The 26,394-nt window shown below is 71.2% G+C and carries 32 protein-coding genes; 10 read left to right on the top strand and 22 right to left on the bottom strand.

Annotated elements, in window-relative coordinates; translation table 11 throughout:
* Positions 1 to 99 precede the first annotated feature (99 nt).
* Positions 100 to 1,536 carry a hypothetical protein gene (locus ACZ7FF_RS04385; RefSeq protein ID WP_470809340.1) on the bottom strand — a complete coding sequence of 479 codons (1,437 nt, stop codon included), beginning with the start codon at positions 1,534 to 1,536 and terminating at the stop codon, positions 100 to 102.
* A gap of 266 nt (positions 1,537 to 1,802) precedes the next feature.
* Between ACZ7FF_RS04385 and ACZ7FF_RS04380 the strand changes: the two genes are divergently transcribed.
* Positions 1,803 to 3,629 (top strand): endonuclease/exonuclease/phosphatase family protein, encoded by a 1,827-nt coding sequence (locus tag ACZ7FF_RS04380; protein WP_470809338.1) that lies wholly within the window; start codon positions 1,803 to 1,805, stop codon positions 3,627 to 3,629.
* 10 nt (positions 3,630 to 3,639) lie between these two features.
* Here the strand turns inward: ACZ7FF_RS04380 and ACZ7FF_RS04375 are convergent, their stop codons facing one another.
* From ACZ7FF_RS04375 to ACZ7FF_RS04350, 6 genes are all read right to left on the bottom strand, one after another.
* Positions 3,640 to 4,377: an SRPBCC family protein gene (locus ACZ7FF_RS04375; protein WP_470809336.1), complete on the bottom strand. Its 738-nt coding sequence runs from the start codon at positions 4,375 to 4,377 to the stop codon at positions 3,640 to 3,642.
* A gap of 13 nt (positions 4,378 to 4,390) precedes the next feature.
* On the bottom strand, positions 4,391 to 4,999 hold the full coding sequence (locus ACZ7FF_RS04370; RefSeq protein WP_470809334.1) for an ArsR/SmtB family transcription factor: 609 nt from the start codon (positions 4,997 to 4,999) through the stop codon (positions 4,391 to 4,393).
* Positions 5,000 to 5,087: 88 nt separating this feature from the next.
* Complete coding sequence (locus tag ACZ7FF_RS04365; RefSeq protein ID WP_470809333.1) at positions 5,088 to 5,657, bottom strand: DUF3618 domain-containing protein; 570 nt, start codon at positions 5,655 to 5,657, stop codon at positions 5,088 to 5,090.
* Positions 5,654 to 6,073 carry a phage holin family protein gene (locus tag ACZ7FF_RS04360; RefSeq protein ID WP_470809332.1) on the bottom strand — a complete coding sequence of 140 codons (420 nt, stop codon included), beginning with the start codon at positions 6,071 to 6,073 and terminating at the stop codon, positions 5,654 to 5,656. Before ACZ7FF_RS04360 ends, ACZ7FF_RS04365 begins: the two co-directional genes overlap by 4 nt.
* A gap of 53 nt (positions 6,074 to 6,126) precedes the next feature.
* Complete coding sequence (locus ACZ7FF_RS04355; RefSeq protein WP_470809331.1) at positions 6,127 to 6,822, bottom strand: hypothetical protein; 696 nt, start codon at positions 6,820 to 6,822, stop codon at positions 6,127 to 6,129.
* On the bottom strand, positions 6,819 to 6,959 hold the full coding sequence (locus ACZ7FF_RS04350) for a hypothetical protein (RefSeq protein WP_470809330.1): 141 nt from the start codon (positions 6,957 to 6,959) through the stop codon (positions 6,819 to 6,821). Before ACZ7FF_RS04350 ends, ACZ7FF_RS04355 begins: the two co-directional genes overlap by 4 nt.
* Positions 6,960 to 7,126: 167 nt before the next feature.
* Between ACZ7FF_RS04350 and dapA the strand changes: the two genes are divergently transcribed.
* From dapA to ACZ7FF_RS04325, 5 genes are all read left to right on the top strand, one after another.
* Positions 7,127 to 8,026: a 4-hydroxy-tetrahydrodipicolinate synthase gene (gene dapA / locus ACZ7FF_RS04345; RefSeq protein WP_470809329.1), complete on the top strand. Its 900-nt coding sequence runs from the start codon at positions 7,127 to 7,129 to the stop codon at positions 8,024 to 8,026.
* Between the two features lie 223 nt (positions 8,027 to 8,249).
* A complete protein-coding gene (locus ACZ7FF_RS04340; RefSeq protein WP_470809328.1) occupies positions 8,250 to 8,753 on the top strand; it encodes an HAD domain-containing protein in 504 nt (167 codons plus the stop codon).
* Positions 8,754 to 8,820: 67 nt separating this feature from the next.
* Positions 8,821 to 9,033, top strand: a complete 213-nt coding sequence (locus ACZ7FF_RS04335) for a hypothetical protein (protein WP_470809326.1) — start codon at positions 8,821 to 8,823, stop codon at positions 9,031 to 9,033.
* 56 nt (positions 9,034 to 9,089) lie between these two features.
* A complete protein-coding gene (locus tag ACZ7FF_RS04330; protein WP_470809324.1) occupies positions 9,090 to 9,518 on the top strand; it encodes a hypothetical protein in 429 nt (142 codons plus the stop codon).
* A 186-nt stretch (positions 9,519 to 9,704) separates the two neighbouring features.
* Positions 9,705 to 10,058: a hypothetical protein gene (locus ACZ7FF_RS04325; RefSeq protein ID WP_470809323.1), complete on the top strand. Its 354-nt coding sequence runs from the start codon at positions 9,705 to 9,707 to the stop codon at positions 10,056 to 10,058.
* A 212-nt stretch (positions 10,059 to 10,270) separates the two neighbouring features.
* Here the strand turns inward: ACZ7FF_RS04325 and dapD are convergent, their stop codons facing one another.
* From dapD to ACZ7FF_RS04270, 11 genes are all read right to left on the bottom strand, one after another.
* A complete protein-coding gene (gene dapD / locus ACZ7FF_RS04320) occupies positions 10,271 to 11,257 on the bottom strand; it encodes a 2,3,4,5-tetrahydropyridine-2,6-dicarboxylate N-succinyltransferase (protein WP_470809321.1) in 987 nt (328 codons plus the stop codon).
* Between the two features lie 61 nt (positions 11,258 to 11,318).
* On the bottom strand, positions 11,319 to 11,855 hold the full coding sequence (locus ACZ7FF_RS04315) for a TetR/AcrR family transcriptional regulator (protein ID WP_470809319.1): 537 nt from the start codon (positions 11,853 to 11,855) through the stop codon (positions 11,319 to 11,321).
* Entirely contained in the window at positions 11,855 to 12,178 is a 324-nt protein-coding gene (locus tag ACZ7FF_RS04310) for a DMT family transporter (RefSeq protein ID WP_470809317.1), read from the bottom strand. Before ACZ7FF_RS04310 ends, ACZ7FF_RS04315 begins: the two co-directional genes overlap by 1 nt.
* 116 nt (positions 12,179 to 12,294) lie before the next feature.
* Positions 12,295 to 12,627 (bottom strand): metal-sulfur cluster assembly factor, encoded by a 333-nt coding sequence (locus tag ACZ7FF_RS04305; protein ID WP_030745090.1) that lies wholly within the window; start codon positions 12,625 to 12,627, stop codon positions 12,295 to 12,297.
* Positions 12,624 to 13,091, bottom strand: coding sequence for a Fe-S cluster assembly sulfur transfer protein SufU (gene sufU / locus ACZ7FF_RS04300; RefSeq protein ID WP_470809315.1), 468 nt, complete (start codon positions 13,089 to 13,091; stop codon positions 12,624 to 12,626). The genes ACZ7FF_RS04305 and sufU overlap by 4 nt, the downstream gene beginning before the upstream one ends.
* Positions 13,092 to 13,109: 18 nt before the next feature.
* Positions 13,110 to 14,366 carry a cysteine desulfurase gene (locus ACZ7FF_RS04295; protein WP_470809313.1) on the bottom strand — a complete coding sequence of 419 codons (1,257 nt, stop codon included), beginning with the start codon at positions 14,364 to 14,366 and terminating at the stop codon, positions 13,110 to 13,112.
* Entirely contained in the window at positions 14,363 to 15,127 is a 765-nt protein-coding gene (sufC, locus tag ACZ7FF_RS04290) for a Fe-S cluster assembly ATPase SufC (protein ID WP_470809312.1), read from the bottom strand. Before sufC ends, ACZ7FF_RS04295 begins: the two co-directional genes overlap by 4 nt.
* A 7-nt stretch (positions 15,128 to 15,134) precedes the next feature.
* Positions 15,135 to 15,452, bottom strand: coding sequence for a bifunctional 3-phenylpropionate/cinnamic acid dioxygenase ferredoxin subunit (locus ACZ7FF_RS04285; protein WP_046261801.1), 318 nt, complete (start codon positions 15,450 to 15,452; stop codon positions 15,135 to 15,137).
* Positions 15,449 to 16,633, bottom strand: coding sequence for a Fe-S cluster assembly protein SufD (sufD, locus tag ACZ7FF_RS04280; RefSeq protein WP_470809310.1), 1,185 nt, complete (start codon positions 16,631 to 16,633; stop codon positions 15,449 to 15,451). The genes ACZ7FF_RS04285 and sufD overlap by 4 nt, the downstream gene beginning before the upstream one ends.
* Positions 16,634 to 16,692: 59 nt before the next feature.
* Positions 16,693 to 18,114 carry a Fe-S cluster assembly protein SufB gene (gene sufB, locus ACZ7FF_RS04275; protein ID WP_470809308.1) on the bottom strand — a complete coding sequence of 474 codons (1,422 nt, stop codon included), beginning with the start codon at positions 18,112 to 18,114 and terminating at the stop codon, positions 16,693 to 16,695.
* Positions 18,111 to 18,845, bottom strand: a complete 735-nt coding sequence (locus ACZ7FF_RS04270) for a helix-turn-helix transcriptional regulator (protein WP_470809307.1) — start codon at positions 18,843 to 18,845, stop codon at positions 18,111 to 18,113. Before ACZ7FF_RS04270 ends, sufB begins: the two co-directional genes overlap by 4 nt.
* A 173-nt stretch (positions 18,846 to 19,018) precedes the next feature.
* Here ACZ7FF_RS04270 and ACZ7FF_RS04265 point away from each other — a divergent pair, with 173 nt between their 5' ends.
* The 4 genes from ACZ7FF_RS04265 to ACZ7FF_RS04250 are packed head-to-tail and all read left to right on the top strand — an operon-like array spanning position 19,019 to position 22,614.
* Positions 19,019 to 19,831 carry an AAC(3) family N-acetyltransferase gene (locus tag ACZ7FF_RS04265; protein ID WP_470809305.1) on the top strand — a complete coding sequence of 271 codons (813 nt, stop codon included), beginning with the start codon at positions 19,019 to 19,021 and terminating at the stop codon, positions 19,829 to 19,831.
* A gap of 31 nt (positions 19,832 to 19,862) precedes the next feature.
* Positions 19,863 to 20,786, top strand: coding sequence for an ABC transporter ATP-binding protein (locus ACZ7FF_RS04260; protein ID WP_470809303.1), 924 nt, complete (start codon positions 19,863 to 19,865; stop codon positions 20,784 to 20,786).
* Positions 20,783 to 21,556, top strand: a complete 774-nt coding sequence (locus ACZ7FF_RS04255) for an ABC transporter permease (protein WP_470809302.1) — start codon at positions 20,783 to 20,785, stop codon at positions 21,554 to 21,556. The genes ACZ7FF_RS04260 and ACZ7FF_RS04255 overlap by 4 nt, the downstream gene beginning before the upstream one ends.
* A gap of 47 nt (positions 21,557 to 21,603) precedes the next feature.
* A complete protein-coding gene (locus ACZ7FF_RS04250; protein WP_470809300.1) occupies positions 21,604 to 22,614 on the top strand; it encodes a COX15/CtaA family protein in 1,011 nt (336 codons plus the stop codon).
* Positions 22,615 to 22,647: 33 nt separating this feature from the next.
* Here the strand turns inward: ACZ7FF_RS04250 and ACZ7FF_RS04245 are convergent, their stop codons facing one another.
* From ACZ7FF_RS04245 to ACZ7FF_RS04230, 4 genes are all read right to left on the bottom strand, one after another.
* Positions 22,648 to 23,385: a nucleotidyltransferase domain-containing protein gene (locus tag ACZ7FF_RS04245; RefSeq protein WP_470809298.1), complete on the bottom strand. Its 738-nt coding sequence runs from the start codon at positions 23,383 to 23,385 to the stop codon at positions 22,648 to 22,650.
* An 18-nt stretch (positions 23,386 to 23,403) separates the two neighbouring features.
* Positions 23,404 to 24,510 carry an amidohydrolase family protein gene (locus tag ACZ7FF_RS04240; protein WP_470809297.1) on the bottom strand — a complete coding sequence of 369 codons (1,107 nt, stop codon included), beginning with the start codon at positions 24,508 to 24,510 and terminating at the stop codon, positions 23,404 to 23,406.
* Positions 24,511 to 24,725: 215 nt separating this feature from the next.
* Entirely contained in the window at positions 24,726 to 25,058 is a 333-nt protein-coding gene (locus ACZ7FF_RS04235; protein ID WP_470809295.1) for a hypothetical protein, read from the bottom strand.
* A gap of 93 nt (positions 25,059 to 25,151) precedes the next feature.
* Positions 25,152 to 26,108 carry a heme o synthase gene (locus ACZ7FF_RS04230; RefSeq protein ID WP_470809594.1) on the bottom strand — a complete coding sequence of 319 codons (957 nt, stop codon included), beginning with the start codon at positions 26,106 to 26,108 and terminating at the stop codon, positions 25,152 to 25,154.
* Positions 26,109 to 26,394 lie beyond the last annotated feature (286 nt).

The following is a 26,394-nucleotide window of genomic DNA, read 5'->3' as shown; positions in this document are numbered from 1 at the left end:
GTTGAACGCCGGGCGACACCGAAGGCCCTTGTTCAAGAATCCGTATGCATTCCGCCATGGGCGGCCAAAGAACCGCCCGTGTCACGCTCCCCGCGTCGCTCAACCGCCCTGCTGTGAGCGGGCCTTGAACGCGGCCTTCCGCGCTTCCTTCGCCACCTTCTTGTCCGGGTGCAGCCGGCCCATGGCCTCCAGGACGTCGGCCGTCGCCGGGTGCCCGACCCGCCACGCGGCCGCGAAGAACCCGCTGTGCTGCGAGGCCAGTCCCTCGACGAGCGCCTGGAGTTCCTCCGAGTTGCCCTCGGCCTGGAGCTGCGCGGCCACGGTGTCGATGGTCAGCCAGAACACCAGGTCCTGGGAGGGCGCCGGCACCCCGGCGGCCCCCCGCTCGCTCAGCCAGACGCGGGCCAGGCCGCCCAGTTCGGGGTCGTCCAGCACCTCCCGCAGCGCCGGTTCGGCCTCCGCGCCGACCAGGGACAGCGCCTGCTGGCAGCGCAGCCGGCGCAGGGGCGCCCCGGCGTCGGAGCCGCGCGCCGCGGACAGCAACTCGCGGGCGGCGGCGAGCGGTTCGCGCCGCCCGAGCCACTGCTCGGTCTCGGCCCGGGCGGCGGACCTGCCGTAACCGGCCGTGCCGTCCAGGAGCACGTCCGCGCCCTTGTCGACGAGTTCACCGACGGCCGGCGCCTGGAAGCCGGCCTCCAGCAGCCGCGCCCGGATTCCGTAGGCGCCGAGCGGGGTGAGCCGGACCATGCCGTAGCGGGAGACGTCGGTCTCGTCCACCGCGGCGGCGGCCTCCTCGGCCCCGTCCTCCATGTCCGCCATCAGCGCCTCGTCCACGGGCTGGTACTCGACCAGCCCGACCGGCTCCAGCATGCGGAACTGGTCGTCGAGCCGCATCATCGCGTCGGAGACCTGCTCCAGGACGTCGTTGGTGGGCTCACCCATGTCGTCGGGCACGAGCATCGAGGCGGCGAGGGCGGGCAGCGGCACAGGACCCTCACCCGCGCCGTCCTCACTCACCGTCAGAAGGTAGAGGTTGCCGAGGACTCCGTCGAGGAACTCCGCCTCGGCCTCCGGGTCCCAGTCGAGTGACGAGAAATCGACCTCGCCGCCCTCGTCCAGGGCGTCCACGAGGTCGTCGAGGTCGGGCACGCTCGCGTCGGCGAGGACGGTCTCCAGGGCGGCGAGCCACACGGCGAGCACGTCGTGCGGGGAGCCGCCGGTGAGCAGCTGCAGATCCTCCCCCGCCCGGACGGTGCCCGCCTCCTCGTCCACGACCTCGACGAGCCCCGCGTCCACGGCGACCCGCCAGGCCTCGCTCGCGCAGGCGGCCGCGTCGTCGCCGCTCAGCCCGAGCAGTTCGGCGGCGGCCGGGAGCTGTTCCTCGACCAGCCCGCCGCCGGCGTCCACCCGGGTCCCGGGTCCGGCCCAGCGGGCGAGACGGGCGGCCCGGGAGAGCAGGGGCGTGGACAGCGCGGCGCGCGCCAGCTCCGCTTCGGGATGCAGCCGTACGGGCGGCAGGGGGGAGCTGTCTGACATCGGCTGGTTCTCCTCGGACCGTGAAACGGGCTCAGCCGCTCAGCCTAGACGGATTTCCACCCATGCCGCCCGGTTCATCTCTCCGTCAGCCGCCGTACATGGCCGAAACCTTGACAACTCCCGGGCGCAGGCTGGAGATTGACGCGCGTAGAAGTTCGGGGGACAACTGTTCACTCGGCTCTACGCGTGTCACAGAGGGCTACCGGCCCTACACGCAACCGTTCCACCCTCGTCCCGGCGCTCACGTATGTCCCCGGAGGGAACCCTTGCCGAGCAGGTCTTCCGCGCGTCTCGCCGCGCTCACCGTCGCCGCCGTCTGCAGTGCGGCGTCCGCTGTCGTCCTCACCTCCCCGGCGCACGCCGACTCGGTGCGTATCCACGACGTCCAGGGCACCACCCGAATATCGCCGTACGTGGGCCAGAAGGTCGCGGACGTGCCCGGCATCGTCACGGCCACGCGCACGTACGGCTCCTCCAGAGGCTTCTGGATGCAGGACCCGAACCCGGACGCCGACCCGCGCACCAGCGAGGGCGTCTTCGTCTTCACCAGCTCCACCCCGAAGGTCGCCGTCGGCGACTCGGTCACGGTGACCGGCACGGTCTCCGAGTACGTCCCGGGCGGCGCCTCCACCGGCAACCAGTCCCTGACGGAGATCACCAAGTCGGCGGTCACGACCGTCTCCACGGGCAACGCGGTCCCGGCCCCGGTCGTCATCGACCGGAACTCGGTGCCGGACGAGTACACCCCCGCGGGTGACACCGCCGCCGCCGGCTCGATCAACGGCCTGACCCTCGACCCCTCGAAGTACGCCCTGGACTACTACGAGTCCCTCGAGGGCATGAACGTCCAGGTCGAGGACACGCGCGTGGTCACCGGCACCGACCCCTACAGCGAGCTGTGGGTCACGGTGAAGCCGTGGGAGCACCGCAACCGCCGCGGCGGCACGGTCTACGGCTCGTACGACTCCCAGAACACCGGCCGGCTGCAGATCCAGTCGCTGGGTGCCACCGCCGACTTCCCGGCGGCGAACGTCGGCGACACCCTGGAGGGCGCCACCACCGGCCCGCTGGACTTCAACCAGTACGGCGGCTACACGCTCGTCGCGAGCAAGCTCGGCACGCTGCACAGCGGTGGCCTGCAGCGCGAGACGACGCGCAAGCAGAGCGGCCGTGAGCTGGCGGTGGCGACGTACAACGTCGAGAACCTCGACCCGTCGGACAACACGTTCGACAAGCACGCCGCCGCGATCGTGAACAACCTGCAGTCGCCCGACATCGTGTCCCTGGAGGAGATCCAGGACAACAACGGCGCCACGGACGACGGCACGGTCGACGCGAGCGTCACCGTGAACAAGCTGATCGACGCGATCGTCGCGGCCGGCGGCCCGAAGTACGACTGGCGCTCGATCAACCCGGTCAACGACCAGGACGGCGGCGAGCCGGGCGGCAACATCCGCCAGGTGTTCCTGTTCAACCCCGAGCGGGTGTCCTTCGTGGACCGCGCGGGCGGCGACTCCACCACCGCGGTCGGCGTCACCAAGGACCACGGCAAGGCCGAGCTGACGGCCTCCCCGGGCCGGATCGACCCGGCGAACGCGGCCTGGAAGGACAGCCGCAAGCCGCTGGTCGGCCAGTTCGTCTTCCGCGGCAAGACCGTCTTCGTGATCGGCAACCACCTGATCTCGAAGGGCGGCGACCAGCCGCTGACCGCGCAGTACCAGCCGGTGACGCGCAGCTCGGAGATCCAGCGCCACGCTCAGGCGACCGAGGTGAACGCGTTCGTCAAGGACATCCTGAAGATCCAGAAGAACGCGAACGTCATCGCCCTCGGCGACATGAACGACTTCGAGTTCTCCGACACCGCCAAGATCATGGAGGGTGACGGCGAGCTCTGGTCGGCGATCAAGTCGCTGCCGAGGAGCGAGCGTTACACCTACGACTACCAGGGCAACGAGCAGGTCCTGGACCAGATCCTGATCAGCCCGTCGATCCGGCGCGGCTGCGACTTCGAGTACGACAGCGTGCACATCAACTCGGAGTTCCACGACCAGATCAGCGACCACGACCCGCAGGTGCTGCGCTTCCGTCCGTGAGCGCGGCCGGTCAGGGCCGGCTGAACACCCCGTTCAGCCAGTCCTGCCAGGCCCTCTCGTTCCGTCCGGCATCGGCGTCCGGCGCGAAGTCGTGGATGCTGATGCCGAGCGGCGCACCCCAGTTGCCCCGTCCGAAGAGACGGACGAGGGCGCTGTCGGTGCGCAGCCCGATGAAGTACGGACTGCGGTAGTCGAGTTCGGCGTCCAGGGTCCGCCCGCCGGGTCCCCGGACGCCGGTCTTCGTGCCCGCGGACGCGTCGTCCGGCAGGCCGAGGGCGCGCCCGGCGGCGGCGAGCGCCCGCGGGGTCGCGGAGGCCGCCGGGCCGTTCACCTGGGCGAAGGCGACCGGGCGGGGCGCGAAGTGCGTGAGGTACTCGCACAGGGTGTGCAGATAGAAGTTGGTGTGCTTGCTCGCGCCGTCGTACTGGTTGTTCCAGTCGTCGGTGAAGATGCCGCTGTGCACGTAGCGCACCCAGGCGCGGCGGCCCTCGTCGCGGGGCTCGATGGTGTAGTCGAGCTGGTTGAGCGACTGGGTGGGCATGCCCACGTTCTCGCTGCGGTTGGTGTAGCGGTGGGGCGGGTCCCAGGCGGTGACCGTCGATCCGAAGGGACCCCGGCCGCCCTCGCGGGGCTCGGGCGGGTCCATCGGCCACAGATAGCCCCCGGTGCCGGTGGTGACCGCCTCCCACACCTTCTCCGGGGGGACGTCGACCTCAAACTCGCGGACGATCTCGAATTCCTGGGACATGGCGGGCTCCTGCTCACTGGTCCGGTTCGGGGGCGGGCCGGTCCTTGACCGTGGGGTGCAGGGCGACGACGATCCGGTGGTCCCTGCCGCCCTCGGCGCCGGGGGCGTCGTACTTGCGGATCAGGGCGCTCACGCCCGCCGTCAGCTCCTGGACGAAGGCCGCGCGGTCGGCGGCCGAGGCGAAGCGGAGCTCGCCGTCCAGGGCGTAGGTCGCCAGCCGCTTGCGGGCCCGGGTGGCACCGGTGATCAGCGCGCCGACGTCCCGCACCAGGCGGGCGCCGAGCGCGAGCAGCCAGCGCGCGGAGAGCTGGTCGCGGAAGCGGTCCGGGTCGGGCTGCACGGAGGGCAGGGCGGCCGGCGAGATGACGTACGACGCGGCGGTCGCGCGCATCAGCCGCTCGGTGACATTGCCCTTGCGCCGCTCCCCGGCCAGTTCCACCAGGCCGTGCCGCTCCAGCGCCTTGAGGTGGTAGTTCACCTTCTGCCGGGGCAGTCCGACCTTGCCGGCCAGCATCGCCGCCGACGCGGGTTCGGCGGTCAGCTCGGCGAGCAGCCGGGCCCGCACCGGGTCCAGTGACACGGCGGCTGCCTCGGGGTCCTCGATCACGGTCACGTCCAGCATGGATCCACCCTCCCACCGAAAACTTTTCTCGTCCAGGCGGACAGAGTTTTCGGTGAGAGGGTGGGGGCGGCCGGGCCCGCCGTCCGGCTCAGCGGCCGTGGCGCCTGCGGCGCATGAGGAAGCCGGCGGCCAGGGCGGCGGCGCCCGCCGCGCCCGCGATCAGCGCCGTGCGCGGCACCCGGGACAGGGCCTCGCCGGCCTTCCGGGCGGACAGCACGGCCTGCCGCTCGACGACGGCGCCGGCCCGGGCGGCCTTGTCCTGGACCAGGTGCCCGGCCTCGGCGGCCCTGCCGCTCATCAGCTGACCGCCCGCGGCGCCGTGCCCGGTGCCGGCCCTGGCCTGCAGGGCATGCCCGGCCTTCGCGGCCGTCCCCTGCACGGCATGGCCCGCCTTCGCCGCCGTCCCCTGCATCGCGTGACCAGCCTGCGCGGCACGGCCCTGGGCACCGTGCCCGGCGTGCGCGGCGGTGGAACGCAGCTGTACGGTCATGGCGCCGGCCTTGTCCATCAGGTCGGCGGCCCGTGCCCGCGCCCGGCCCTTCATATCCGCCTTGTCCACCAACTGGGCGACGGTCTCGCCGAGTTGACTCCTGGTCTGCTCGATCTGCTGCCGCAGTTCGTCGGGGCCCTTGGCGCCCGAGCGGTGCCTGTGTGTCATCGGTGTGCCCTTTCCCTGATCACGTCGACGTCCGCCCTGACACTGCCGAGGGTCTCCTCGGGCGTGGGTGGTCCGGCGCTGCGCAGCTGGGCACGCCCGGTCATGGCCAGCACGGTGGCCACGGCGAACAGCACGGCCGCGACGATCAGCGCCGCCGCCCACACGGGCAGCGTCAGGGAGAGGGCGGCGGTGGCCGCACCGGCCAGCGCTATCAGTCCCACGTAGGCGACGGCGCCCGCGGCGCCCAGCAGTCCGCCACCGCGTCCGGCGCGCCGCCCCTTCTCGGTGAGCTCCTCCTTGGCCAGGGCGACTTCCTGCCTCAGCAGCCGGGAGAGCTGTTCGGTGGCCCGGTTGACGAGTTCACCCGTGGAGGGGTGCCCGTCGACCGCGGGCCGTGCGTGTGAGGTCACGGTCACGGTGTTCCGCCTCCTCTCTCTACGGAACTTGCGGGTACCCGGGTCGAAGACCGTTAGCCCTGGTCCCCGTCCCCGGCCCCCCGTTCACCCAGGCGCGCGAGTTGGGTCTGGAACCAGTCGAGGCGCGCCTGCAACAGGGCCGCCTCGGCGACGAGTTCGGGGACGCCGAGCCCCGCGCCCGGTACCGACTCGGCGAACAGGGCGGGCGCACCGCCGCCGCCCGCCGTCACCCGCAGGCCCTCCCCGGCCAGCCGGGCGAACTCGGCGAGCGAGAGGGACGTGCGGCCGCCCACGCAGCCCGCGCAGGCGGGACCGAGCGCTCGCCAGCCGGGTCTGCCCCAGCCGGCGTCGGCCAGCGCGCCCGCGGCCGCACCGCAGGCACAAGGTCCGGCCGTGGCGGTGCGCACCCGCTGCCGGGCGTAGCGGAAGCCGCGCTCGAAGCGGATGTAGGCGCCGAGCACGGAGACCTCCAGCAGCAGCGCCGCGCGGTGTTCGGTGGTGCACATCAGGGCCTCGGCGGCCGCACGGTCGTGGACGCAGTGGAAGCCGCAGTCGCACAGGCGCGCGGGTGGGCGGTGCCTGCGCCCGTAGACGCAGGACGCGTCGTCGAGAACCCCGTACGGGAGCGCGCCGCCGAGCGACACGCCGGTGAACCCGGCCCGGGTGCCGTCCTGGGACAGCACCGGGTGGGCGATCTTGTAGCCGGTCGGCGGCTCCGTCGGGCGTTCCGCCGGGAGCCGCAGCCTCATCGGGCGGCCGGGACCTCTTCGCGGGCCGGCTCGGCCGGTGCGGTGCGGGCGGGCTCCTCGGGCTGCCGGGTCTTCTCCTCGTGGACGACCGGCCGCTCCTCGGCGACCCCGGTGGCCAGTGCCTTGCCGAGCTTCATGGTGCCTCCCATGGCTGACGTCGGTGACCCTCCGGCCATAGTGACCCATGAAGGGCCGAGTTGGACACAGGACCTTCGGCCGTCCACTCCACTTTTCAGCAATGCTTACCAATATCGGGTAGGAGAATTAAGTGGAGCTTCATCAGCAGGGTGCCGAGACTACTCCCATGACGAGCACACACAGGCCCGGACCCTTCGGCCGCACCCTCTGCGCCATGATCACGCCGTTCACCGGGGCAGGGGCGCTCGATCCGGCCGGGGCCCAGGAGCTGGCCGTCCGGCTGGTGGCCGAGGGCTGCGACGGCCTGGTCCTGAACGGCACCACGGGCGAGTCGCCCACCACCACCGACGCCGAGAAGGCGGAGCTGGTCGCGGCCGTGCGGGAGGCGGTCGGCGAGCGGGTGGCGCTCGTCGCGGGCGTCGGCAGCGCCGACACCCGGCACACCGTCGAGCTCGCCCTCGCGGCCGAGAAGGCGGGCGCCGACGGGGTGCTGGTGGTGACGCCGTACTACAGCAGGCCCCCGCAGGAGTCCGTGGCCGCGCACTTCCGCCAGGTCGCCGACGCGAGCGGCCTGCCGGTGATGCTCTACGACATCCCGGGCCGCACCGGCACCCGGATCGAGCCCGACACGATGGTCCGGCTCGCCGAGCACCCCCGGATCGTGGCGGTCAAGGACTGCTCCTACGACTTCCTCGGCACCCAGAAGGTGCTGGCGCGCACGGAGTTGGCGTACTACGCGGGCTGCGACGAGCACGTCCTCGCGCTGTACGCGGTCGGCGCGGCGGGCTGCGTCAGCACGGTCGCCAACGCGGTCCCCGCGCACATCGCCGCGATCCTCGACGCCTTCGACGCCGGCGACACCGCCCGGGCGGCCGAACTCCAGCTGCGCGCCATGCCGCTGATCGAGGCGACGACGGGCGCTGGCCTGCCCGGCACGGTCACCGCGAAGGCGCTCCTCGGCCGGCTCGGGCTGCCCGCGGGCCCGGTCCGCGCACCCCTGCTGCCCGCCGGCCCGGAGCGAACCGCCGGCCTGCTGGCGCGGTACGAGGAACTCCTGACGCTCTGATCAGCGGTCGGCGAAGACCGGTTGCCAGTCAGTCGTTCGGCTCCTGAAATCCGCTGAGCGGCACGGCTTTCCTGCGCTTCGGCATCCATCGTCACCTTCTCTTCCCCGGGCCCCTCGGTGTCCGGGCCCCGCGCCAGTGGTGACGCGCGGCGGACACCCGCCATGCCTGCCTCGCCAGGGAAACTCGCGTGGGCCGCCGTGTCCGCTGCCGTACGGTGGCCCGGTGAGCCGCCCCCTGCTGTTCCTTGACGTCGACGGCCCCCTCAACCCGTACGCGGCGCGGCCCGAACGCCGGCCGGAGGGCTATACGACCATCCGGGTGCCCCTGCATCACCGCCGCCCCCTGCGGGTCTGGCTGAATCCGGCCCACGGCCCGGCGCTGCTGGCCCTCGGCTACGAGCTGTGCTGGGCGACGACCTGGATGGCCGAGGCCAACCACTGGATCGCCCCCGTGCTCGGCCTGCCCGAACTCCCCTACGTCGACTTCGGCGCGGGCCTCTTCGCGTTCCGCCCGGACGGTGTCCACTGGAAGACCGAGGCGATCGTGGAGTACGCCGAGGGCCGCCCGTTCGCCTGGATCGACGACGAACAGAGCCCGGCGGACAGCGCGTACGTCACCTCCCACCACCTGGGTCCGGCCCTCCTCCACCACGTCGACCCCCGCATCGGCCTCCGCGCCCCCGACTTCGCGGCCCTTGCGGACTTCGCGGCCACCCACACGACGTGACGAGACACCGCGGCCGGCGCCCTGCTCGCCAGGGTGTTCTCGCCGGGCCGCCGATAGGCTCGGCACCGTGAGTGAAGAGGCCCGCCTGACAGCAGGTCGCCCTCATGCGGGAGTTGGGGTCGCGCTCAACGGCGCCGCGGCCCAGGCTCCGAACGGCACGGACGAGGAGCATCTGCAGTCGTCCTGCTGGCCGGAGGTCGTCGCCGTCGCCGGGCGTCTTGCTCAGCTCATGGTCATGAACGACCTCATGGAACTCACGGCGCTGCACGAGTCCGTCTGAGTCCCCGCAACCGGCTGAGGGTGTTTGCCGTTGACGCGAGCGGCAAAGCGAAGTCCATGAGTCAATCGAACAGTGGCACGAACCAGAATTCTGCATCCCAGCGGGGTGCGTCCGCCAAGGCTCGGCGGGCCACGGCGAAGGCGACCGCCCCCGCGTCGCAGGCGGCGGAGAAGGCGGCCGGCAAGACCGGTGACGTGGCGTCAACGGCGGTGGACGCGGCCGAACGCGCGGCCGGGACGAGCACCGCGGTCGCGCGGAGCGCGGCCGAGGGTGTCCAGGCCGGCCGCAGGGCCGTCATCGCCGCCTCGGGACATGCCGCGGCCTTCGCCAAGACGGCATGGACGGTGATCGCCCACCGGAAGCTCCTCGCCGCCGGCGTGGGCGCGGGCGTGTCGGCGCTGGGTGCCACGTCGTACCTGGCAGGTCGCCGCGCGGGACGTCGTACGCACGGTCCGATCACCCGTCTGACCGGCGGGCGGATCTGAGCGGCGCCCACCGTGGCGGCCGCCGAGTGCGGTGACGGCTCTGCGCATCCGCCCTTGGCCCGCTCCGCACGCCCCGCGCGGCCACGTCTCCCCCACCGGCCGGGACCGAGCCGTCGTACGGCGTTCCCGGCCCCTTGCCCGCGGTCACCCGCCGGAGGAAGCTCACTCCGGAGCGAGGGAGTGGTGATGCTGCGGTTCATGGACTGGTCCCTGGTCGCGATGGGGTGTCTGATCGTTCTCGGAAGTCTCGGCGCCCGCCGGTGGAAGCACACTGTGGTTTCGAAGGGACGGAGTCCCGACCAGGGCATACGCTTCTTCTGGCCCCCTCTCCTCATGGGCCTGGTGCTGATCGGCGGCCAGGCGCCTCGCCTGCTGCACGCGCCCTGGCTGGTCGTCGAACTCGCTGACGCGCTCAACCTCGCGTTGGCCATCACGGCTGCCGTCACGTTGTTCTTCGCCCTCCGGTCGAGGGTCAACCCCTCCGGTGGTGCAGCACCATGCGACAGCCACGACGGCGGCGCCCCACCAGGCTCCTTGTAGGGATCGGCCCGACCGACTGCAGTACAGCAGCGAGGTACAGCGACCCCCCGGATCGAACTCCTGAAGCGGTGCTCACGCACGAGCGCCCTTCCCGGCCGTCCTGGGGCCGTGGAAGGGCGCTCGATGGTGACCGACCTCGACAACTGCCGACAGCTCAACAGCAGTTCAGAGCGTTGATCGAGTAGGCGGCCGCAGATCACGGCCGCCAGTGGTCAGTTGTGGCTGTGCAGGATGTCGTTCAGGCCGCCCCAGACCGCGTTGTTGGGGCGGGCCTCGACCTTGCCGGTGACCGAGTTGCGGCGGAAGAGGATGTTGGAGGCGCCGTTGAGGTCGCGGGCCTTGATGATCTGGCCGTCGGGCATGGTGATCCGGGTGCCCGCGGTGACGTAGAGGCCGGCCTCGACCACGCACTCGTCGCCGAGGGCGATGCCGACGCCCGCCTCGGCGCCGATCAGGCAGCGCTCGCCGACGGAGATGATCACGTTGCCGCCGCCGGACAGCGTGCCCATGGTGGAGGCGCCGCCGCCGATGTCCGAGCCGTCGCCGATGACGACGCCCGCGGAGATCCGGCCCTCGACCATCGACGTGCCGAGCGTGCCGGCGTTGAAGTTGACGAAGCCCTCGTGCATGACCGTGGTGCCCTCGGCGAGGTGCGCGCCGAGGCGGACCCGGTCGGCGTCGGCGATGCGGACGCCCTTCGGGGCCACGTAGTCCGTCATGCGCGGGAACTTGTCGATCGAGGTGACCTGGAGGTGCAGGCCCTCGGCGCGGGCGTTCAGGCGCACCTTCTCGATGTCGTTCACGGCGACCGGGCCGAGCGAGGTCCAGGCGACGTTGGCGAGGAGGCCGAAGATGCCGTCCAGGCTCTGGCCGTGCGGCTTGACCAGGCGGTGCGAGAGCAGGTGCAGACGCAGGTAGGCGTCGTGCGTGTCGATCGGCTTCTCGTCCAGGGAGGCGATGACCGTGCGGACCGCGACCACCTCGACGCCCCGGCGGGCGTCCGGGCCGATCGCCGCGGTGGCGCCGCCGCCCAGCAGCTCGGCCGCCCGCTCGGCGGACAGCCGCTCGGTGCCGGCCGGGCCCGGCTCCTCGACCAGTTCGGGAGCGGGGAACCAGGTGTCGAGAACGGTGCCGTCGGAAGCGATCGTGGCGAGGCCGGCGGCAACGGCGCCGGTGGTGCGGGAAGCAGTGTCGGTCATGGGGAAAACCTAACGTGGGCCGGGGTGCGGGAGCGAACCGTGTCTCACGTGCCGGGCGGGCTCAGGGGATCACCCGAGCCAGCGCCTCCCGCGCGTACTCCTCGTCGTAGGAACCGCCCGTCAGCAGCACCTGGAGGCAGATCCCGTCCATCAGCGCGAGCAGCGCCCGGGCCGTCACGGGGTCGACGCGTACGGCCAGCCGCTCGGCCGTCTCCTCGGTCCACTGGGCGGCGACGGGCCGCAGGGCGGGGCGGCGCAGGGCCGCGAGGTACAGCTCGTACTCCAGCTCCACCCCCGGCCGGTCGCCGCCCAGCCACAGGCCGAGGACGCGGGCGAGGCCGGCCGCGAGGTCGCCGTCGGTGTCCTTCAGCACCCCGCTGGCGTCCAGCACCCGCGCGAAGCCCTCGCTGGTCTGGGAGAGCGCGGCCACCAGCAGGTCGTCCAGGGTGGCGAAGTGGTAGGTCGTGGAGCCGAGCGGGACGTCCGCCTCGGCGGCGACCGTGCGGTGGCTGAGGCCGGAGATGCCGTCCCGGCCGGCCACCCGGATCGCGGCGTCGATGATCCGCCGGCGGCGCTCGGGGTCGTAGCGGCGAGGCATCAGTGCGTCGCCCCGCCGAGGTTCAGGACCACCACTCCCCCGATGATCAGCACGATCCCGGCGACCTTGGTCGCGCTCAGCCCCTCCCCGAAGAGCAGCAGGCCGAGCACGGCGATGGTCGCGGTGCCCACCCCGGACCAGATCGCGTAGGCGGTGCCGATCTGCACGCTCCGCAGCGTCCGGGCGAGCAGCGCGAAGGAGACCAGATAGCCGAGCCCCGTCACGAGTGAGGGCCAGAACCGGCTGAAGCCCTCGCTGTACTTCATCGCCGTCGTGGCGGCGACCTCGGCGGCGATGGCGCCGGCGAGCGTCAGATAACCCATGTGTACGAGCGTACACACGTTATGTACGGGTGTACACAACGAGGGGTGACACGGGGTCGGCCGGGCATGCCTAAGGGGCCACGGCGGTTCGCCGCGGCCCCTTAGGAGGCTCTGCGTCAGACGTTGAACCCGAGCGCGCGCAGCTGCTCGCGGCCGTCGTCAGTGATCTTGTCCGGGCCCCACGGCGGCATCCAGACCCAGTTGATGCGCAGCTCGTTGACGAGGCCGTCCGTGGCGGACTTGGCCTGGTCCTCGATGACATCCGTCAGCGGGCAGGCCGCCGAGGTCAGGGTCATGTCGACGGTCGCGATGTTGGCGTCGTCGACGTGGATGCCGTAGATCAGGCCGAGGTTGACGACGTCGATGCCCAGCTCGGGGTCGACCACGTCCATCAGGGCCTCGCGGAGTTCCTCCTCCGAGGCCGGCTTCATCTCCACGGTGTCGCTCATGCGGTCTTCCTTTCGGCTTCGGCGCCATCCAGCGCCTGGGCCGTCGCGTCCTTCCACGCCATCCAGCTCAGGAGGGCGCACTTCACCCGCGCGGGGTACTTGGAGACACCGGCGAACGCGACCGCGTCCTCCAGGATCTCCTCCATCGCGTCGTCGGGCTCGATCTTGCCCTTGGACTGCATCAGCTCCAGGAAGGTCTCCTGGATCCTCTGCGCCGCGGCCAGGTCCTTGCCGACGAGAAGGTCGTTGAGGACGGACGCGGAGGCCTGGCTGATGGAGCAGCCCTGGCCCTCGTACGAGACGTCCTCGATCGTCGTGCCGTCGTACTTCACGCGGAGTGTGATCTCGTCGCCGCACGTCGGGTTCACGTGGTGCACCTCGGCGTCGCCATCCCTCAGACCACGCCCGTGCGGGTGCTTGTAGTGGTCCAGGATGACTTCCTGGTACATGGAGTCCAGCTTCACGGTCTCAGCTCACGCCTCTCAGCCGAAGAAGTTCCGTACGTGCTCCAGCCCGTCGACCAGAGCATCGATCTCGGCCGGCGTGGAGTACAGATAGAACGACGCTCGCGTGGTCGCAGGAATTCCGTACCTGAGGCAGACCGGACGGGCGCAGTGGTGACCGACCCGGACCGCGATGCCCTGCTCGTCGAGAACCTGGCCCACGTCGTGCGGGTGGATGTCGCCGAGGGTGAAGGAGATCGCCGCGCCGCGGTCCTCGGCCGTGGTGGGGCCGATGATCCGCAGGTCCTGGATCTTGCCCAGCTGCTGCACCGCGTACTCGGTGAGCGCGTGCTCGTGGGCGAGGATCTTCTCCATGCCGATCGCCTGGAGGTAGTCGATCGCCGCGCCCAGCCCGACCGCCTGCGCGATCGGCGGGGTGCCCGCCTCGAACTTGTGCGGCGCCGGGGCGTAGGTGGAGGAGTGCATCGAGACGGTCTCGATCATCTCGCCGCCGCCCAGGAACGGGGGCAGGTCCTCCAGCAGCTCCTGGCGGCCCCACAGGACGCCGATGCCGGTCGGGCCGCACATCTTGTGGCCCGTGAAGGCCACGAAGTCGGCCTGCAGGGCCTGCACGTCCAGCGGCATGTGCGGGGCGGCCTGGGAGGCGTCGATGCACACCAGCGCACCGACCTCCTGCGCGCGGCGCACTATCGCCTCGACGGGGTTGACCGTGCCCAGGATGTTGGAGACCAGCACGAAGGAGACGATCTTCGTCTTCTCGGTGATGACCTCGTCGATGTTGGACAGGTCGAGCCGGCCGTCGTCGGTGAGGCCGAACCACTTCAGCTTCGCGCCCGTGCGCTGCGCGAGCAGCTGCCACGGCACGATGTTGGAGTGGTGCTCCATCTCCGTGATGACGATCTCGGTCTCGTGGTCCACCCGGTAGGGCTCGTCGGCCCAGCCCAGCATGTTCGCCACGAGGTTCAGCGACTCGGAGGCGTTCTTGGTGAAGATCACCTCGTCGCGGCTCGGCGCGTTGACGAACGAGGCGACTTTGTCGCGCGCGCCCTCGTACAGCGCCGTGGCCTCCTCGGCGAGCACATGCACACCGCGGTGGACGTTGGCGTTGTAGCGCTCGTAGTACTCGTTCAGGGCGTCCAGCACCTGTCGCGGCTTCTGCGAGGTCGCCGCGTTGTCCAGGTACACCAGCTTCCTTCCGTCGTGGACCTGTCGGTCCAGTACGGGGAAGTCCTTGCGGATCGCCTCGGTGTCGAGGAGGCCCGGCAGCTGTGTCACGCGGATGCGCCACCCTTCGTGTACGCCTCGTAGCCCTCGTCCTCCAGCTTGTCGGCGAGCTCGGCGCCGCCGGACTCGACGATGCGGCCGCCGGAGAAGACGTGGACGTAGTCGGGCTTGATGTAGCGCAGGATGCGCGTGTAGTGGGTGATCAGCAGGGTGCCGACCTCGCCGGTCTCACGGACCCGGTTGACGCCCTCGGAGACGATGCGAAGCGCGTCCACGTCGAGGCCGGAGTCGGTCTCGTCGAGAATCGCGATCTTCGGCTTGAGCAGTTCGAGCTGGAGGATCTCGTGGCGCTTCTTCTCACCGCCGGAGAAGCCCTCGTTGACGTTGCGCTCGGCGAAGGAGGGGTCCATGGAGAGTCGCTCCATGGTCTCCTTGACCTCCTTCACCCAGGTGCGCAGCTTGGGGGCCTCGCCGCGGATGGCGGTGGCGGAGGTGCGCAGGAAGTTGGAGACCGAGACGCCGGGGACCTCGACCGGGTACTGCATCGCCAGGAACAGGCCCGCGCGGGCGCGCTCGTCGACGGACATCTCCAGGACGTCCTCGCCGTCGAGGGTGACGGTGCCGCTGGTGATCGTGTACTTCGGGTGACCCGCGAGCGAGTAGGCGAGGGTCGACTTGCCCGAGCCGTTGGGGCCCATGATGGCGTGCGTCTCGCCCTGCTTCACGGTGAGGTCGACGCCCTTGAGGATCTCCTTCGTGGCGTTGTCGGCCTCGACGGTGACGTGCAGGTCTCGGATTTCAAGCGTTGCCATGGGTGCCTCAGGACTCCTGGGTGAGGGAGACGAGCACGTCGTCCCCTTCGATCTTTACGGGGTATACGGGGACGGGGCGCGTGGCCGGGAGGCCGGACGGCTTGCCGGTGCGGAGGTCGAAGGCGGAGCCGTGCAGCCAGCACTCGATCTGGCAGTCCTCCACCTCGCCCTCGGAGAGCGAGACGTTCGCGTGGGAGCAGATGTCGTTGATGGCGAACACCTCGCCCTCGGTCCTCACGACCGAGACCGGCGTGCCGTCGAGTTCCACCCGCTTCGGGGTGTCCTCCTCCAGCTCGCTCAGCCCGCAGGCGCGTACGAAGGTCATGCGACCGCGGCCTCCAGCTCCCCCTCGATCTTGGCGAGCAGGCGCTCCTCGATGTCGGCGACGCCGATCTGCTGGACCAGCTCGGCGAAGAAGCCGCGGACCACGAGGCGGCGGGCCTCGTACTCCGGGATGCCGCGGGCCATCAGGTAGAAGAGCTGCTCGTCGTCGAAGCGGCCGGTGGCGGAGGCGTGGCCGGCGCCCACGATCTCGCCGGTCTCGATCTCCAGGTTCGGCACCGAGTCGACGCGCGCGCCGTCCGTGAGGACGAGGTTGCGGTTCATCTCGTAGGTGTCGGTGCCCTCGGCCTTGGCCTCGATGAGCACGTCACCGATCCAGACCGCGTGGGCCGACTCGCCCTGGAGCGCGCCCTTGTACGCGACGTTGGACTTGCAGTGCGGGGTGTTGTGGTCGACGAGGAGGCGGTGCTCCTGGTGCTGGCCCGAGTCGGTGAAGTACAGGCCGAACAGCTCGGCCTCGCCGCCGGTGCCGGCGTAGGCGACGCGCGGGTGCAGGCGCACCAGGTCGCCGCCGAAGGTGACCACGAAGGACTTGAACGTGGCGTCCCGGCCGATCAGCGCGTTGTGCTGGCCGACGTGGACGGCCTTGTCGTCCCAGTCCTGGACGGACACGACGGTCAGCTTGGCGCCGTCGCCGAGGACGTAGTCGACGTTGGCGGCGAGCACGGCGTCACCGGTGTGGTCGATGACGACGACGGCCTCGGCGAAGGCTCCCAGCTCGACGACCTGGTGGCCGTAGGCGACCCCGCCCTCGCCGTGCACGGCGATGCGGATCGGCTCGGTGAGGACCATCTCCTTGGGGACGGTGACCACGCCGGCCTTCTCGAACGCCGAGTACGCCTGCGCGGCGACGCGGTCCACCGGCATGCCGGCCCGGCCGATCCGGGCGTCGTCGCGGCCGACGGTCTCGACGATCACGCCCTCGGGGGCCTGGACGTCCACCTTCACGCCGTCGCCGGTGGCGACCGCGGTGCCGTCGTGCAGCCCGCGCAGCCGCTCCAGCGGCGTGAACCGCCACTCCTCCTCGCGGCCGTGGGGGACCGGGAAGTCCGCCACGTCGAAGGACGGGGGCGCGCTCATGCGGGTGGCGACGGTCGACTCTGCGGCCACCGCGATCTGGCCCGCGGTGGTGGATCCCACGGGGATGTTCTGAGCCTCAGCCATGGCTGTCGGTCTGCTCTCTTCCTACGTCAGAAATTGCTGGCTGCTGTCCGGGGCGGGTCTCAGCCGACCGCGCCTTCCATCTGCAGCTCGATCAGCCGGTTGAGCTCGAGGGCGTACTCCATGGGCAGCTCCTTGGCGATGGGCTCGACGAAGCCGCGCACGATCATCGCCATCGCCTCGAACTCGCTCAGGCCGCGGCTCATCAGGTAGAAGAGCTGGTCCTCGGAGACCTTGGAGACGGTCGCCTCGTGGCCCATGGACACGTCGTCCTCGCGGACGTCCACGTAGGGGTACGTGTCGGAGCGGGAGATGGTGTCCACGAGCAGCGCGTCGCACAGCACGTTGGACTTCGATCCGGCGGCGCCCTCGCCGATCTCGACCAGGCCGCGGTACGAGGTGCGGCCGCCGCCGCGCGCCACCGACTTGGAGACGATGTTGGAGGACGTGTTCGGCGCCATGTGGACCATCTTGGAGCCGGCGTCCTGGTGCTGGCCCTCGCCCGCGAAGGCGATGGAGAGGGTCTCGCCCTTGGCGTGCTCGCCCATCAGGTAGACGGCCGGGTACTTCATCGTCACCTTGGAGCCGATGTTGCCGTCGATCCACTCCATGGTCGCGCCCTCGTAGGCGACGGCGCGCTTGGTGACCAGGTTGTAGACGTTGTTCGACCAGTTCTGGATGGTCGTGTAGCGGCAGCGGGCGTTCTTCTTGACGATGATCTCGACGACGGCGCTGTGCAGCGAGTCCGACTTGTAGATCGGGGCGGTGCAGCCCTCGACGTAGTGCACGTAGGCACCCTCGTCGACGATGATCAGGGTCCGCTCGAACTGGCCCATGTTCTCCGTGTTGATGCGGAAGTAGGCCTGGAGCGGGATCTCGACGTGCACGCCCTTCGGCACGTAGATGAAGGAGCCGCCGGACCACACGGCGGTGTTCAGCGACGCGAACTTGTTGTCACCCGCCGGGATGACCGTGCCGAAGTACTCCTTGAAGAGCTCCGGGTGCTCCTTCAGGGCGGTGTCGGTGTCCAGGAAGATGACACCCTGCTCCTCCAGGTCCTCGCGGATCTGGTGGTAGACGACCTCCGACTCGTACTGGGCGGCGACACCGGCGACCAGGCGCTGCTTCTCGGCCTCCGGGATGCCCAGCTTGTCGTAGGTGTTCTTGATGTCCTCGGGCAGGTCCTCCCAGGACTCCGCCTGCTTCTCCGTGGAACGCACGAAGTACTTGATGTTGTCGAAGTCGATGCCCGACAGGTCCGAGCCCCAGTTCGGCATGGGCTTCTTCTCGAACAGCTTCAGACCCTTGAGGCGCAGCTTGGTCATCCACTCCGGCTCGGACTTCTTGCCCGAGATGTCGCGGACGACGTCCTCGTTCAGGCCGCGCCTGGCGGAGGCACCGGCGACGTCGGAGTCGGCCCAGCCGTATTCGTACGTGCCCAGACCCTCGAGCTCGGGGTGGGCAGTCTCCGTGGGGAGAGTCATGCGGGGTTCCTCCCGGACGTGCTTGCAGGTGCGTCAGTGGAAATCTTGGGAATGAACGTCGTGCAGACGCCGTCGCCGTGCGCGATGGTCGCCAGTCGCTGGACATGGGTACCCAGTAGCTCGGCGAAGATCTCCGTCTCCGCCTCGCACAGCTGCGGATACTGCTCCGCGACATGGGCGACCGGGCAGTGGTGCTGGCAGAGCTGCTCGCCGACCGGTGCGGTGCGCGCCGTAGCAGCGTACCCGTCGGCACTCAGGGCCTTGGCCAGCGCTTCGGCGCGCTTGTCGGGGGTCACGCTCTCGATCGCCTTGCGGTACGCGCCCGCCTGGGCGGCGATCCGCGCGCGGGCGAAGGCGGCGACCGCCTCCTGGCCGCCCTCGCGCTCGGCGATCCACCGCAGCGCGTCCGCGGCCAGCTTGTCGTACGACTGGTCGAAGGCGTCCCGGCCGCAGTCGGTGAGCGCGAAGACCTTGGCGGGGCGGCCACGCGTGCGCGTCCCGTACACCCGCTGCTCGCGTGCCTCCACCACGTCGTCCGCGACCAGCGCGTCCAGGTGGCGCCGCACGGCCGCCTGGGTCAGCCCCAGCCGGCCGGCGAGTTCGGCGACGGTCGACGGCCCGTGGTCCAGGATGGACCGCGCGACCCGGTTGCGCGTCGAGCGCTCACCGGTCGCGAACTCCTCCTGCGGGGTCCCCATGGGGGTCTCCCGAGCCTCGCCGACGTTTTTCACAACGCCATTGTTGCGTAATTCCTCAGAGCCTGACAAGCGCCGTCCGGATCACTGCGCGGTGCCCTGTGTCACTTAGGCATACCTAACGTGACCTGCGCAAACGATCTTTGATCGATCATGCGCCGGCGCAATTCGGTGGCGCCGGCGGGCCCGGTGCGGAAGACTCCCTGGTCATGGCCACACCCCCGCCGACCGGCCCACTTGTCACCCGGGACACCGTCGCGGCAGAGCTGCGCAGGCTGGGTGTCGAGAGCGGCGAGATCCTTCTGGTGCACTCCTCGCTGAGTTCCCTCGGCTGGGTCAACGGAGGGGCCGTCGCGGTCGTCCAGGGAATGCTCAAGGCGCTGGGCCCGAGCGGCACACTCGTCGTCCCGGCCCAGTCGGGCGACCTGTCCGATCCGGCGCTGTGGGCGAGGCCGCCGGTGCCCGAGGAGTGGTGGGACCGGATCCGGGCCACCATGCCCGCCTTCGACCCGCTGACCACCCCCGCGCGCGGGGTCGGCGTGATCCCGGAGACGGTGCGGACCTGGCCGGGCGCCTCGCGCAGCGCGCACCCGCAGACCTCCTTCGCCGCGCTCGGCCCGCAGGCCCGGGAGATCACCGACGGCCACGCGACCGACTGCCGGCTGGGCGAGTACAGCCCGCTGGCCCGGCTGGAGAAGCTGGGCGCCCGGGTGCTGCTGCTCGGCGCGGGCTACCACTCCTGCACCTGCTTCCACCTGGCGGAGTACCGGATACCGGCGCCCCGGGTCGAGGTCGGTCGGCCCGCTCCCGGCGGCGGCTGGGAGACGGTCGTCGAGGTCTCGATCACCTCCGACCGGTTCGACGAGCTAGGTCACGACTACGAGCGGGACCGGCCCGTGGTGCGCGGGAAGGTGGGCGCTGCGGACGTACGGCTGTTCCCGCTGGCCGACGCGGTGGCGTACGCCGAGCGCTGGCTGCCGCTGCACCGTCCCCGGGAGGAGTTCCCCGACCCGCGCGCCTGAACGGCAAGCGGTCTCCCTAGACTCTGGTCCCATGCGAGATGACCCCGTGGTCCAGGTCCGGGCCCTGGTGAAGCGGTACGGCACGAAGACCGCGGTGAACGGCCTCGACCTGGTGGCCCGGGCGGGAGTGACCGCCGTCCTCGGCCCCAACGGAGCCGGCAAGACGACGACGGTCGAGACCTGCGAGGGGTACCGCAAGCCGGATTCCGGCACGGTGCACGTCCTGGGCCTCGACCCGGTGCGGCAGTCGGCCGAGCTGCGGCCGCGCATCGGCGTGATGCTCCAGTCCGGCGGCGTGTACTCCGGCGCCCGGGCGGACGAGATGCTGCGCCACGTCGCGAAGCTGCACGCCGACCCGCTGGACGTGGACGCCCTCGTCGAGAGACTCGGCCTGGACAGCTGCGGCCGTACCTCCTACCGGCGGCTGTCCGGCGGCCAGCAGCAGCGGCTCGCGCTCGCCATGGCCGTGGTGGGCCGCCCGGAGCTGGTGTTCCTGGACGAGCCGACCGCCGGTCTCGACCCGCAGGCCCGCCGGGCCACCTGGGACCTGGTGAGGGACCTGCGCGCCGACGGCGTCTCGGTGATCCTCACCACGCACTACATGGAAGAGGCCGAGCAGCTCGCCGACGACGTGGCGATCATCGACGGCGGCCGGGTCATCGCCCAGGGCTCCCCGGAGGAGCTGTGCAAGGGCGGCGCCGAGAACACCCTGCGCTTCACCGGCCGCCCCGGCCTCGACGTGGGCTCCCTGCTCAAGGCGCTCCCGGCCGACTGCACGGCCGCCGAGCTGACCCCGGGCGCCTACCGGATCGTCGGCAAGGTCGATCCGCAGCTGCTGGCTACGGTGACCTCCTGGTGCGCCCAGCACGGCGTGATGCCGGACCGGATCTCGGTGGAGCGGCACACCCTGGAAGACGTTTTCCTGGAGCTCACGGGCAAGGAGCTGCGCTCATGACGACCGTGTCGGGCACATACGCCCCGAAGCCGGGTGCGGCACCCCTGCCCCGCATGATCGCGGCGCAGGCGGCCCTGGAGACGAAGATGCTGCTGCGCAACGGCGAGCAGCTGCTGCTGACGGTCGTCATCCCGACCCTGCTGCTGGTGCTCTTCAGCTCGGTGGACATCGTCGACACCGGCGCCGGCAAGGCGGTCGACTTCCTCGCGCCGGGCGTCCTGGCCCTCGCCGTGATGTCGACGGCGTTCACCGGGCAGGCCATCGCCACCGGCTTCGAGCGGCGCTACGGCGTCCTGAAGCGGCTCGCCTCCTCGCCGCTGCCTCGGTGGGGCCTGATGACCGCCAAGACGGCTTCGGTGCTGGTCACGGAGGTGCTGCAGGTCCTCCTGCTGACGGCCATCGCGTTCGCGCTCGGCTGGTCGCCGCACGGCAACCCCGCCGCCGTGCTGCTCCTGCTGGTCCTCGGCACGGCCGCGTTCTCCGGCCTCGGCCTGCTGATGGCGGGCACCCTGAAGGCGGAGGCGACGCTGGCCGCCGCCAACCTGGTGTTCCTGCTGCTGCTCGTCGGCGGCGGGGTCGTCGTCCCGCTGTCGAAGTTCGGCCCGGCCGGACAGCACGTCCTGGGCCTGCTGCCCATCTCCGCGCTCTCCGGCGGCCTGCGCGACGTGCTCCAGCACGGCGCCGGGACACCCTGGGCCGACCTGGGCATCCTCGCGGTGTGGGCGGTCGTGGGCCTCGCCGCGGCGGGGAAGTTCTTCCGCTGGGAGTGAGATGTCACGTGGACCCTCGTGAAAGGGTGCACAAGCGGCGGCCTACGATGGTGGGCGTGCCAAAGCTGAACCGCGCCGACGCCGCAGGGGCCCTGCGCAACCCGCTCGCCTTCATCGCCGACCGCTGGACCCCGGATCCCCGGACCGTGCAGCGGGCTGCCCTCGCCGCGCTCGTGATGTCGGTCGTCATCGTCGTCACCGGCGGCGCCGTACGCCTGACCGGCTCGGGCCTCGGCTGTCCGACCTGGCCCGAGTGCACCGACGGATCGCTGACTCCGACCCAGGCGCTGAGCTATCACAGCGCCATCGAGTTCGGCAATCGCATGCTGACGTACGTGCTGTGCGCCGCGGTCGGCTGGGCGATCATCGCCGCCCGCGCCGAGAAGCCGTACCGGCGCAGCCTGACCCGGCTGGGCTGGGCGCAGTTCTGGCTGGTGATGGGCAACGCCATCCTCGGCGGCGTCGTCGTGCTCGTGGGCCTGAACCCGTACACCGTCGCGGCCCACTTCCTGCTGGCGACGGCCCTCACCACGGTCGCCGCGGTGATGTGGCAGCGCACCCGGGAGGGCGACGGCGCGCCCCGGCCACTGGTCGGCAAGGCCGTGCAGCAGCTGGTGTGGTTCCTCGTGGCCGCGTCCCTGCTGCTCATCGCCGTCGGCACGGTGGTCACGGGCGCCGGGCCGCACGCGGGTGACTCCAGCGACGTCAAGCGGATCCCCATCGACTGGGAGACCGTGGCCAAGCTGCACGCGGTGCTCGCCTGGATCGTGGTGACGCTGACGTTCGCGCTGTGGTTCGTCCTCAAGGCGGTCGACGCGCCCAAGGGCCCCCTGGCCCGCACCCGGGAACTGTTCCTGATCCTGCTCGCGCAGGGCGTCATCGGCTACGTGCAGTACTTCACGCACCTGCCCGAGGTCCTGGTCGGCCTGCACATGCTCGGCTCCTGCCTGGTGTGGATCGGCGTGCTGCGGGTCCTGCTGGCACTGCGGGAGCGCCCGGAGGGCGCCCTGGACCTACCGGGGCCCTCGGCGGAGACGGCCGTCCACACCCGCGTCTGAGTCACCCGTACGTCGTCCACACCCGCGTCCGCGTCACCCGTACGTGGTGACCAGCGCGTCGATCGCCGGTCCTAGGTAGGCCCGGGTCAGCTCGGCGCGCCGGGCGAGCCGGCCGCGGTCCGGCGGGACCGGGTCCCCGTAGCGCCGCCGGGCGACGTCCTCGACGACCTCGGGGGGCGCGCCGAGCCCCGGCAGCTCCGCCAGCGCCTCCCGCTTGGAGATCAGCCGCCCCTCGCGCAGGGTCACGGTGGCGCGGGCGAAGGTCAGCAGACCGAGGTCGACCCAGACGTCCTGGCGCCACCGCCGGGCCCTGCCGACGGCGGGCCGCCAGAAGTCCCGCTGGTCCCGTACGACGAAGCCGCTCAGCTGCCGGTCCGGCACCGGCGGGAGCAGCTCGCCCGGGGGTGCGCCGTACAGCACCCGGCCGAACTCGTGCAGCTCGCGCCGGGTGACGGGGGTGACCGGGCGGCGCTCCACCCGGCCGTGCGCCCACCTGTGGTGCGAGCGCTCCGGATCGTCCAGGGTGGCCGGGGTGAGGTAGCTGCAGTGGAGTTGCGCGGCGAGCGGTGCGGTGCGCAGCTGCCGGTGCAGGGCGACCGTCCGCCACATCGCCCGCAGGTCCAACGGGTCCGGCAGGACCGCGATCAGGTCCAGATCGCTCACGCCCTCCCGGTAGTCGCCGCCGGCCAGGGAGCCGTGCGCCCACACCGCGCGGGGCCGCAGCGGCCTCAGTCCGGCCAGGAGACGTTCGAGCAGTAAGGCGGTCGCCATGCGCCCAGTCTGGGCGGATCACCCCAGGCCGTAAACCCGGCGCGCGTTGCCGGCGGCGATCAGCCCGGCGACCCGCTGGGCGTCCTCCAGGGACCAGGCGCCCTCGGCGACCCAGGTGCCGAGCACTCGGCCGAGCGCCTCGCGGAAGAGACGGGCGCCGACCACGTGCAGCTCGGGCAGGCCGTGGGCGCCGCTGGAGAAGAGGATCTTGCCGAAGGGCGACAGCTCCAGGATCTCGGCGAGGACCGTGGCCGCGCGGGCTCCGGTGCGCACGAGCGCGGCGCCGGAGTCGGCGTACACGTGCGGGAAGACGCCGGCCAGGTGGGCGGCGTGCCGGTGGTACGGGTAGCCGTGCAGCAGGATCAGATCGGTGCCGAGGCCCGCCGTGGCCCGTACGAAGTCGGTGAGCAGCACGGGGTCCGTGCGGTCGATGCGGGAGCCCGGCTCGCCCAGTCCTGCGTGCAACTGCAGCGGCAGACCCGAGGCGACGGCGATCCACAGCAGGTGCCGCAGCAGCACGGGGTCGCTCAGCGGGCCGCCGACGCTCCTCGCGGCCAGCCAGCGGCCGGCGGCGCCCCGCACCTCACCGGCGCCGGGCGGCTCGGGCGCGAGGGCCAGGCCGTGTCTGAGACCGGCGACGGAGGTGAAGGCGACGGCGTTCGCGGCGGCGCCGTGCACGGATTCCGCGAGGTTGGCGAGGAAGGCCTCGACGGTGCCGGAGGTGTCGGCGACCTGCTCCGCGAGCAGTTCCAGGCGCACGATCTCGCGGGCCTCGGCGTCCCCGGCGCAGGCCATCTCCGGGGGGCCGGTGAGGTCGCCGGGCAGGCCGGTGTCGACGAGGTAGGTGGTGATGCCGCTGCCGCGCAGCAGCCTGCGGGCCGACTCCGGGGCGCCCAGTTCCCGGCGCCTGGCCAGGTAGAGGGCGGGCGGGCAGTGCGGTTCGAGGTCCAGCAGAGGCGGGCACCAGCGCCGCACGGCGAAGCCGGTCTGGGTGTCGAAGAGGGTGGTGCCCGGGGCCGGCGGGCCCTCGGTGCGGGACAGCTGGGCCTCGAAGGTGCCGAGGCCCAGTTCCGTCCGCAGTACGCCGTGGCAGTACTGGTCCACGAGGGACGGCGTTTCGATCATCCGGGCTCCCCGTGGGACGCGTCTGCCTTACACGTCCTAACGGGTGAACCGGGTCCGAGGTCGCGGTCCGGCCCGACCCGGCGCGCGCCGGCGATCGCGGCCAGTTGCCCGCCCGCCGCGCCCACGACGGAGTCTGCCGCCGCACCCCTACGACGGAGCCGCCTGCCCGGCGGCGCCGCCGCGCGGCGGCAGGGCCCCCGGGCGGCGGCCGCGGCTCAGCCGTTGGACGGGCCGCCGAGCTGGATGCCGGCCATCCGGGTCCACTCGTAGCGCCCCGTCCTCACCTTCGCCGCGAACTCGCCGTCGAAGGACTCGTGGACGGTGATGCCGGACTTCTCCACCGCCTGCTCGGCGATGGCGTAGGTGGGGGCCACCAGGTCGCCCCAGCCGCCGTCCTCGCCCACGAGGACGATGCGGGCGCCGCGCTCGCCGATGTAGGCCACCTGGCCCTCCGCACCGCCGTGCGCCTTCGCGAAGGCGCTGATCTGGTGGGCGAGCCGGGACACCTTGCGCTCGGCCCGCGCGTCAACCTGCTGCGTGTCTGCCATGGCCAGGATGCTACCGACGGGTAGATCAAACGGCGACGGGAGGGGTGCGTGGCCTTGACCACGCACCCCTCCCGTCGGCGGAGAAAGCGGGGATCAGCGGAGGAAGGGGTCCACCGCGACCGCGACGAAGAGGATGGAGACGTAGGTGATCGACCAGTGGAACAGCCGCATCTCCTTCAGCTTCACGCCCGTCACCTCGGCCTTCGCCCGGTTCTGGAGCCCGTGCGCCTCCCACAGCCAGAACCCGCCGGCGGCGAGGGCGACCAGCGTGTAGAACCAGCCGGTGTAGCCCAGAGGGGTGAGCAGCAGCGACACGAGGACCATCACCCAGCTGTAGATGACGATCTGCCGGGCGACGACCTTGTTGGAGGCGATCACCGGGAGCATCGGCACGCCCACGCGCGCGTAGTCGTCCTTGACCTTCATGGACAGCGGCCAGTAGTGCGGCGGGGTCCAGAAGAACATGACCAGGAAGAGGATGATCGGCGCCCAGGACATCGAGTCCTTGACGGCGGACCATCCGATCAGCACCGGCAGGCAGCCCGCGATGCCGCCCCAGACGATGTTCTGCGAGGTACGCCGCTTGAGGATCATCGTGTAGACGACGACGTAGAAGAGCAGCGCTCCGAGCGAGAGCCACGCGCTCAGCCAGTTGACGGTGAACCCGAACAGCAGCGTCGAGACGACGGCCAGGCTGATGCCGAAGGCCAGGCACTCGCGCGGGCTGACCATGCCGGTCACCAGCGGCCGCTGCGAGGTGCGGTCCATCAGCGCGTCGATGTCCCGGTCGATGTACATGTTCAGCGCATTGGCGCCGCCCGCGGAGAGGTAGCCGCCGACGCAGGTCAGCAGCACCAGCTTCAGATCGGGCACGCCCTGCTGCGCCAGGAACATCACCGGAACGGTGGTGATGAGCAGCAGCTCGATGATCCGTGGCTTGGTCAGAGCCACGAACGCCTTGACACGGGCCCCGAACGGCCGGTGAACCGGACCCTGGCTCGCACCACCGAGCACACCAGGTGGACGGGATTCGACGGCCGTCACGCACACCCCTGACAGAGACATCCCAGCAAGCCTCACCCTGTGAAGTCCCGGCAAAGGCTCGCGCGTACCACGCCACTTTAGACGTTGCCCATACCCCGGCCTTCGCGGGGGTGGGGTCGTGTTGGCGCACGCCCCATAAGAGGGGTCGTACCACTCGATTGAGCGCTCAGATGACCGGCTCCGTATTCATGTGCCAAATGCCTTCTCGGCCAGTCGGGAGGCGGATCGCACGGAGTCCCGGCAGTCTGGAAACACTCGAAAAAACGCACGTCCTTACGGGGGTAGGCTCGAC

It is taken from the genome of Streptomyces sp. NPDC037126 (assembly GCF_055605965.1).
This window is presented reverse-complemented; position numbering and strand designations above follow the sequence as displayed.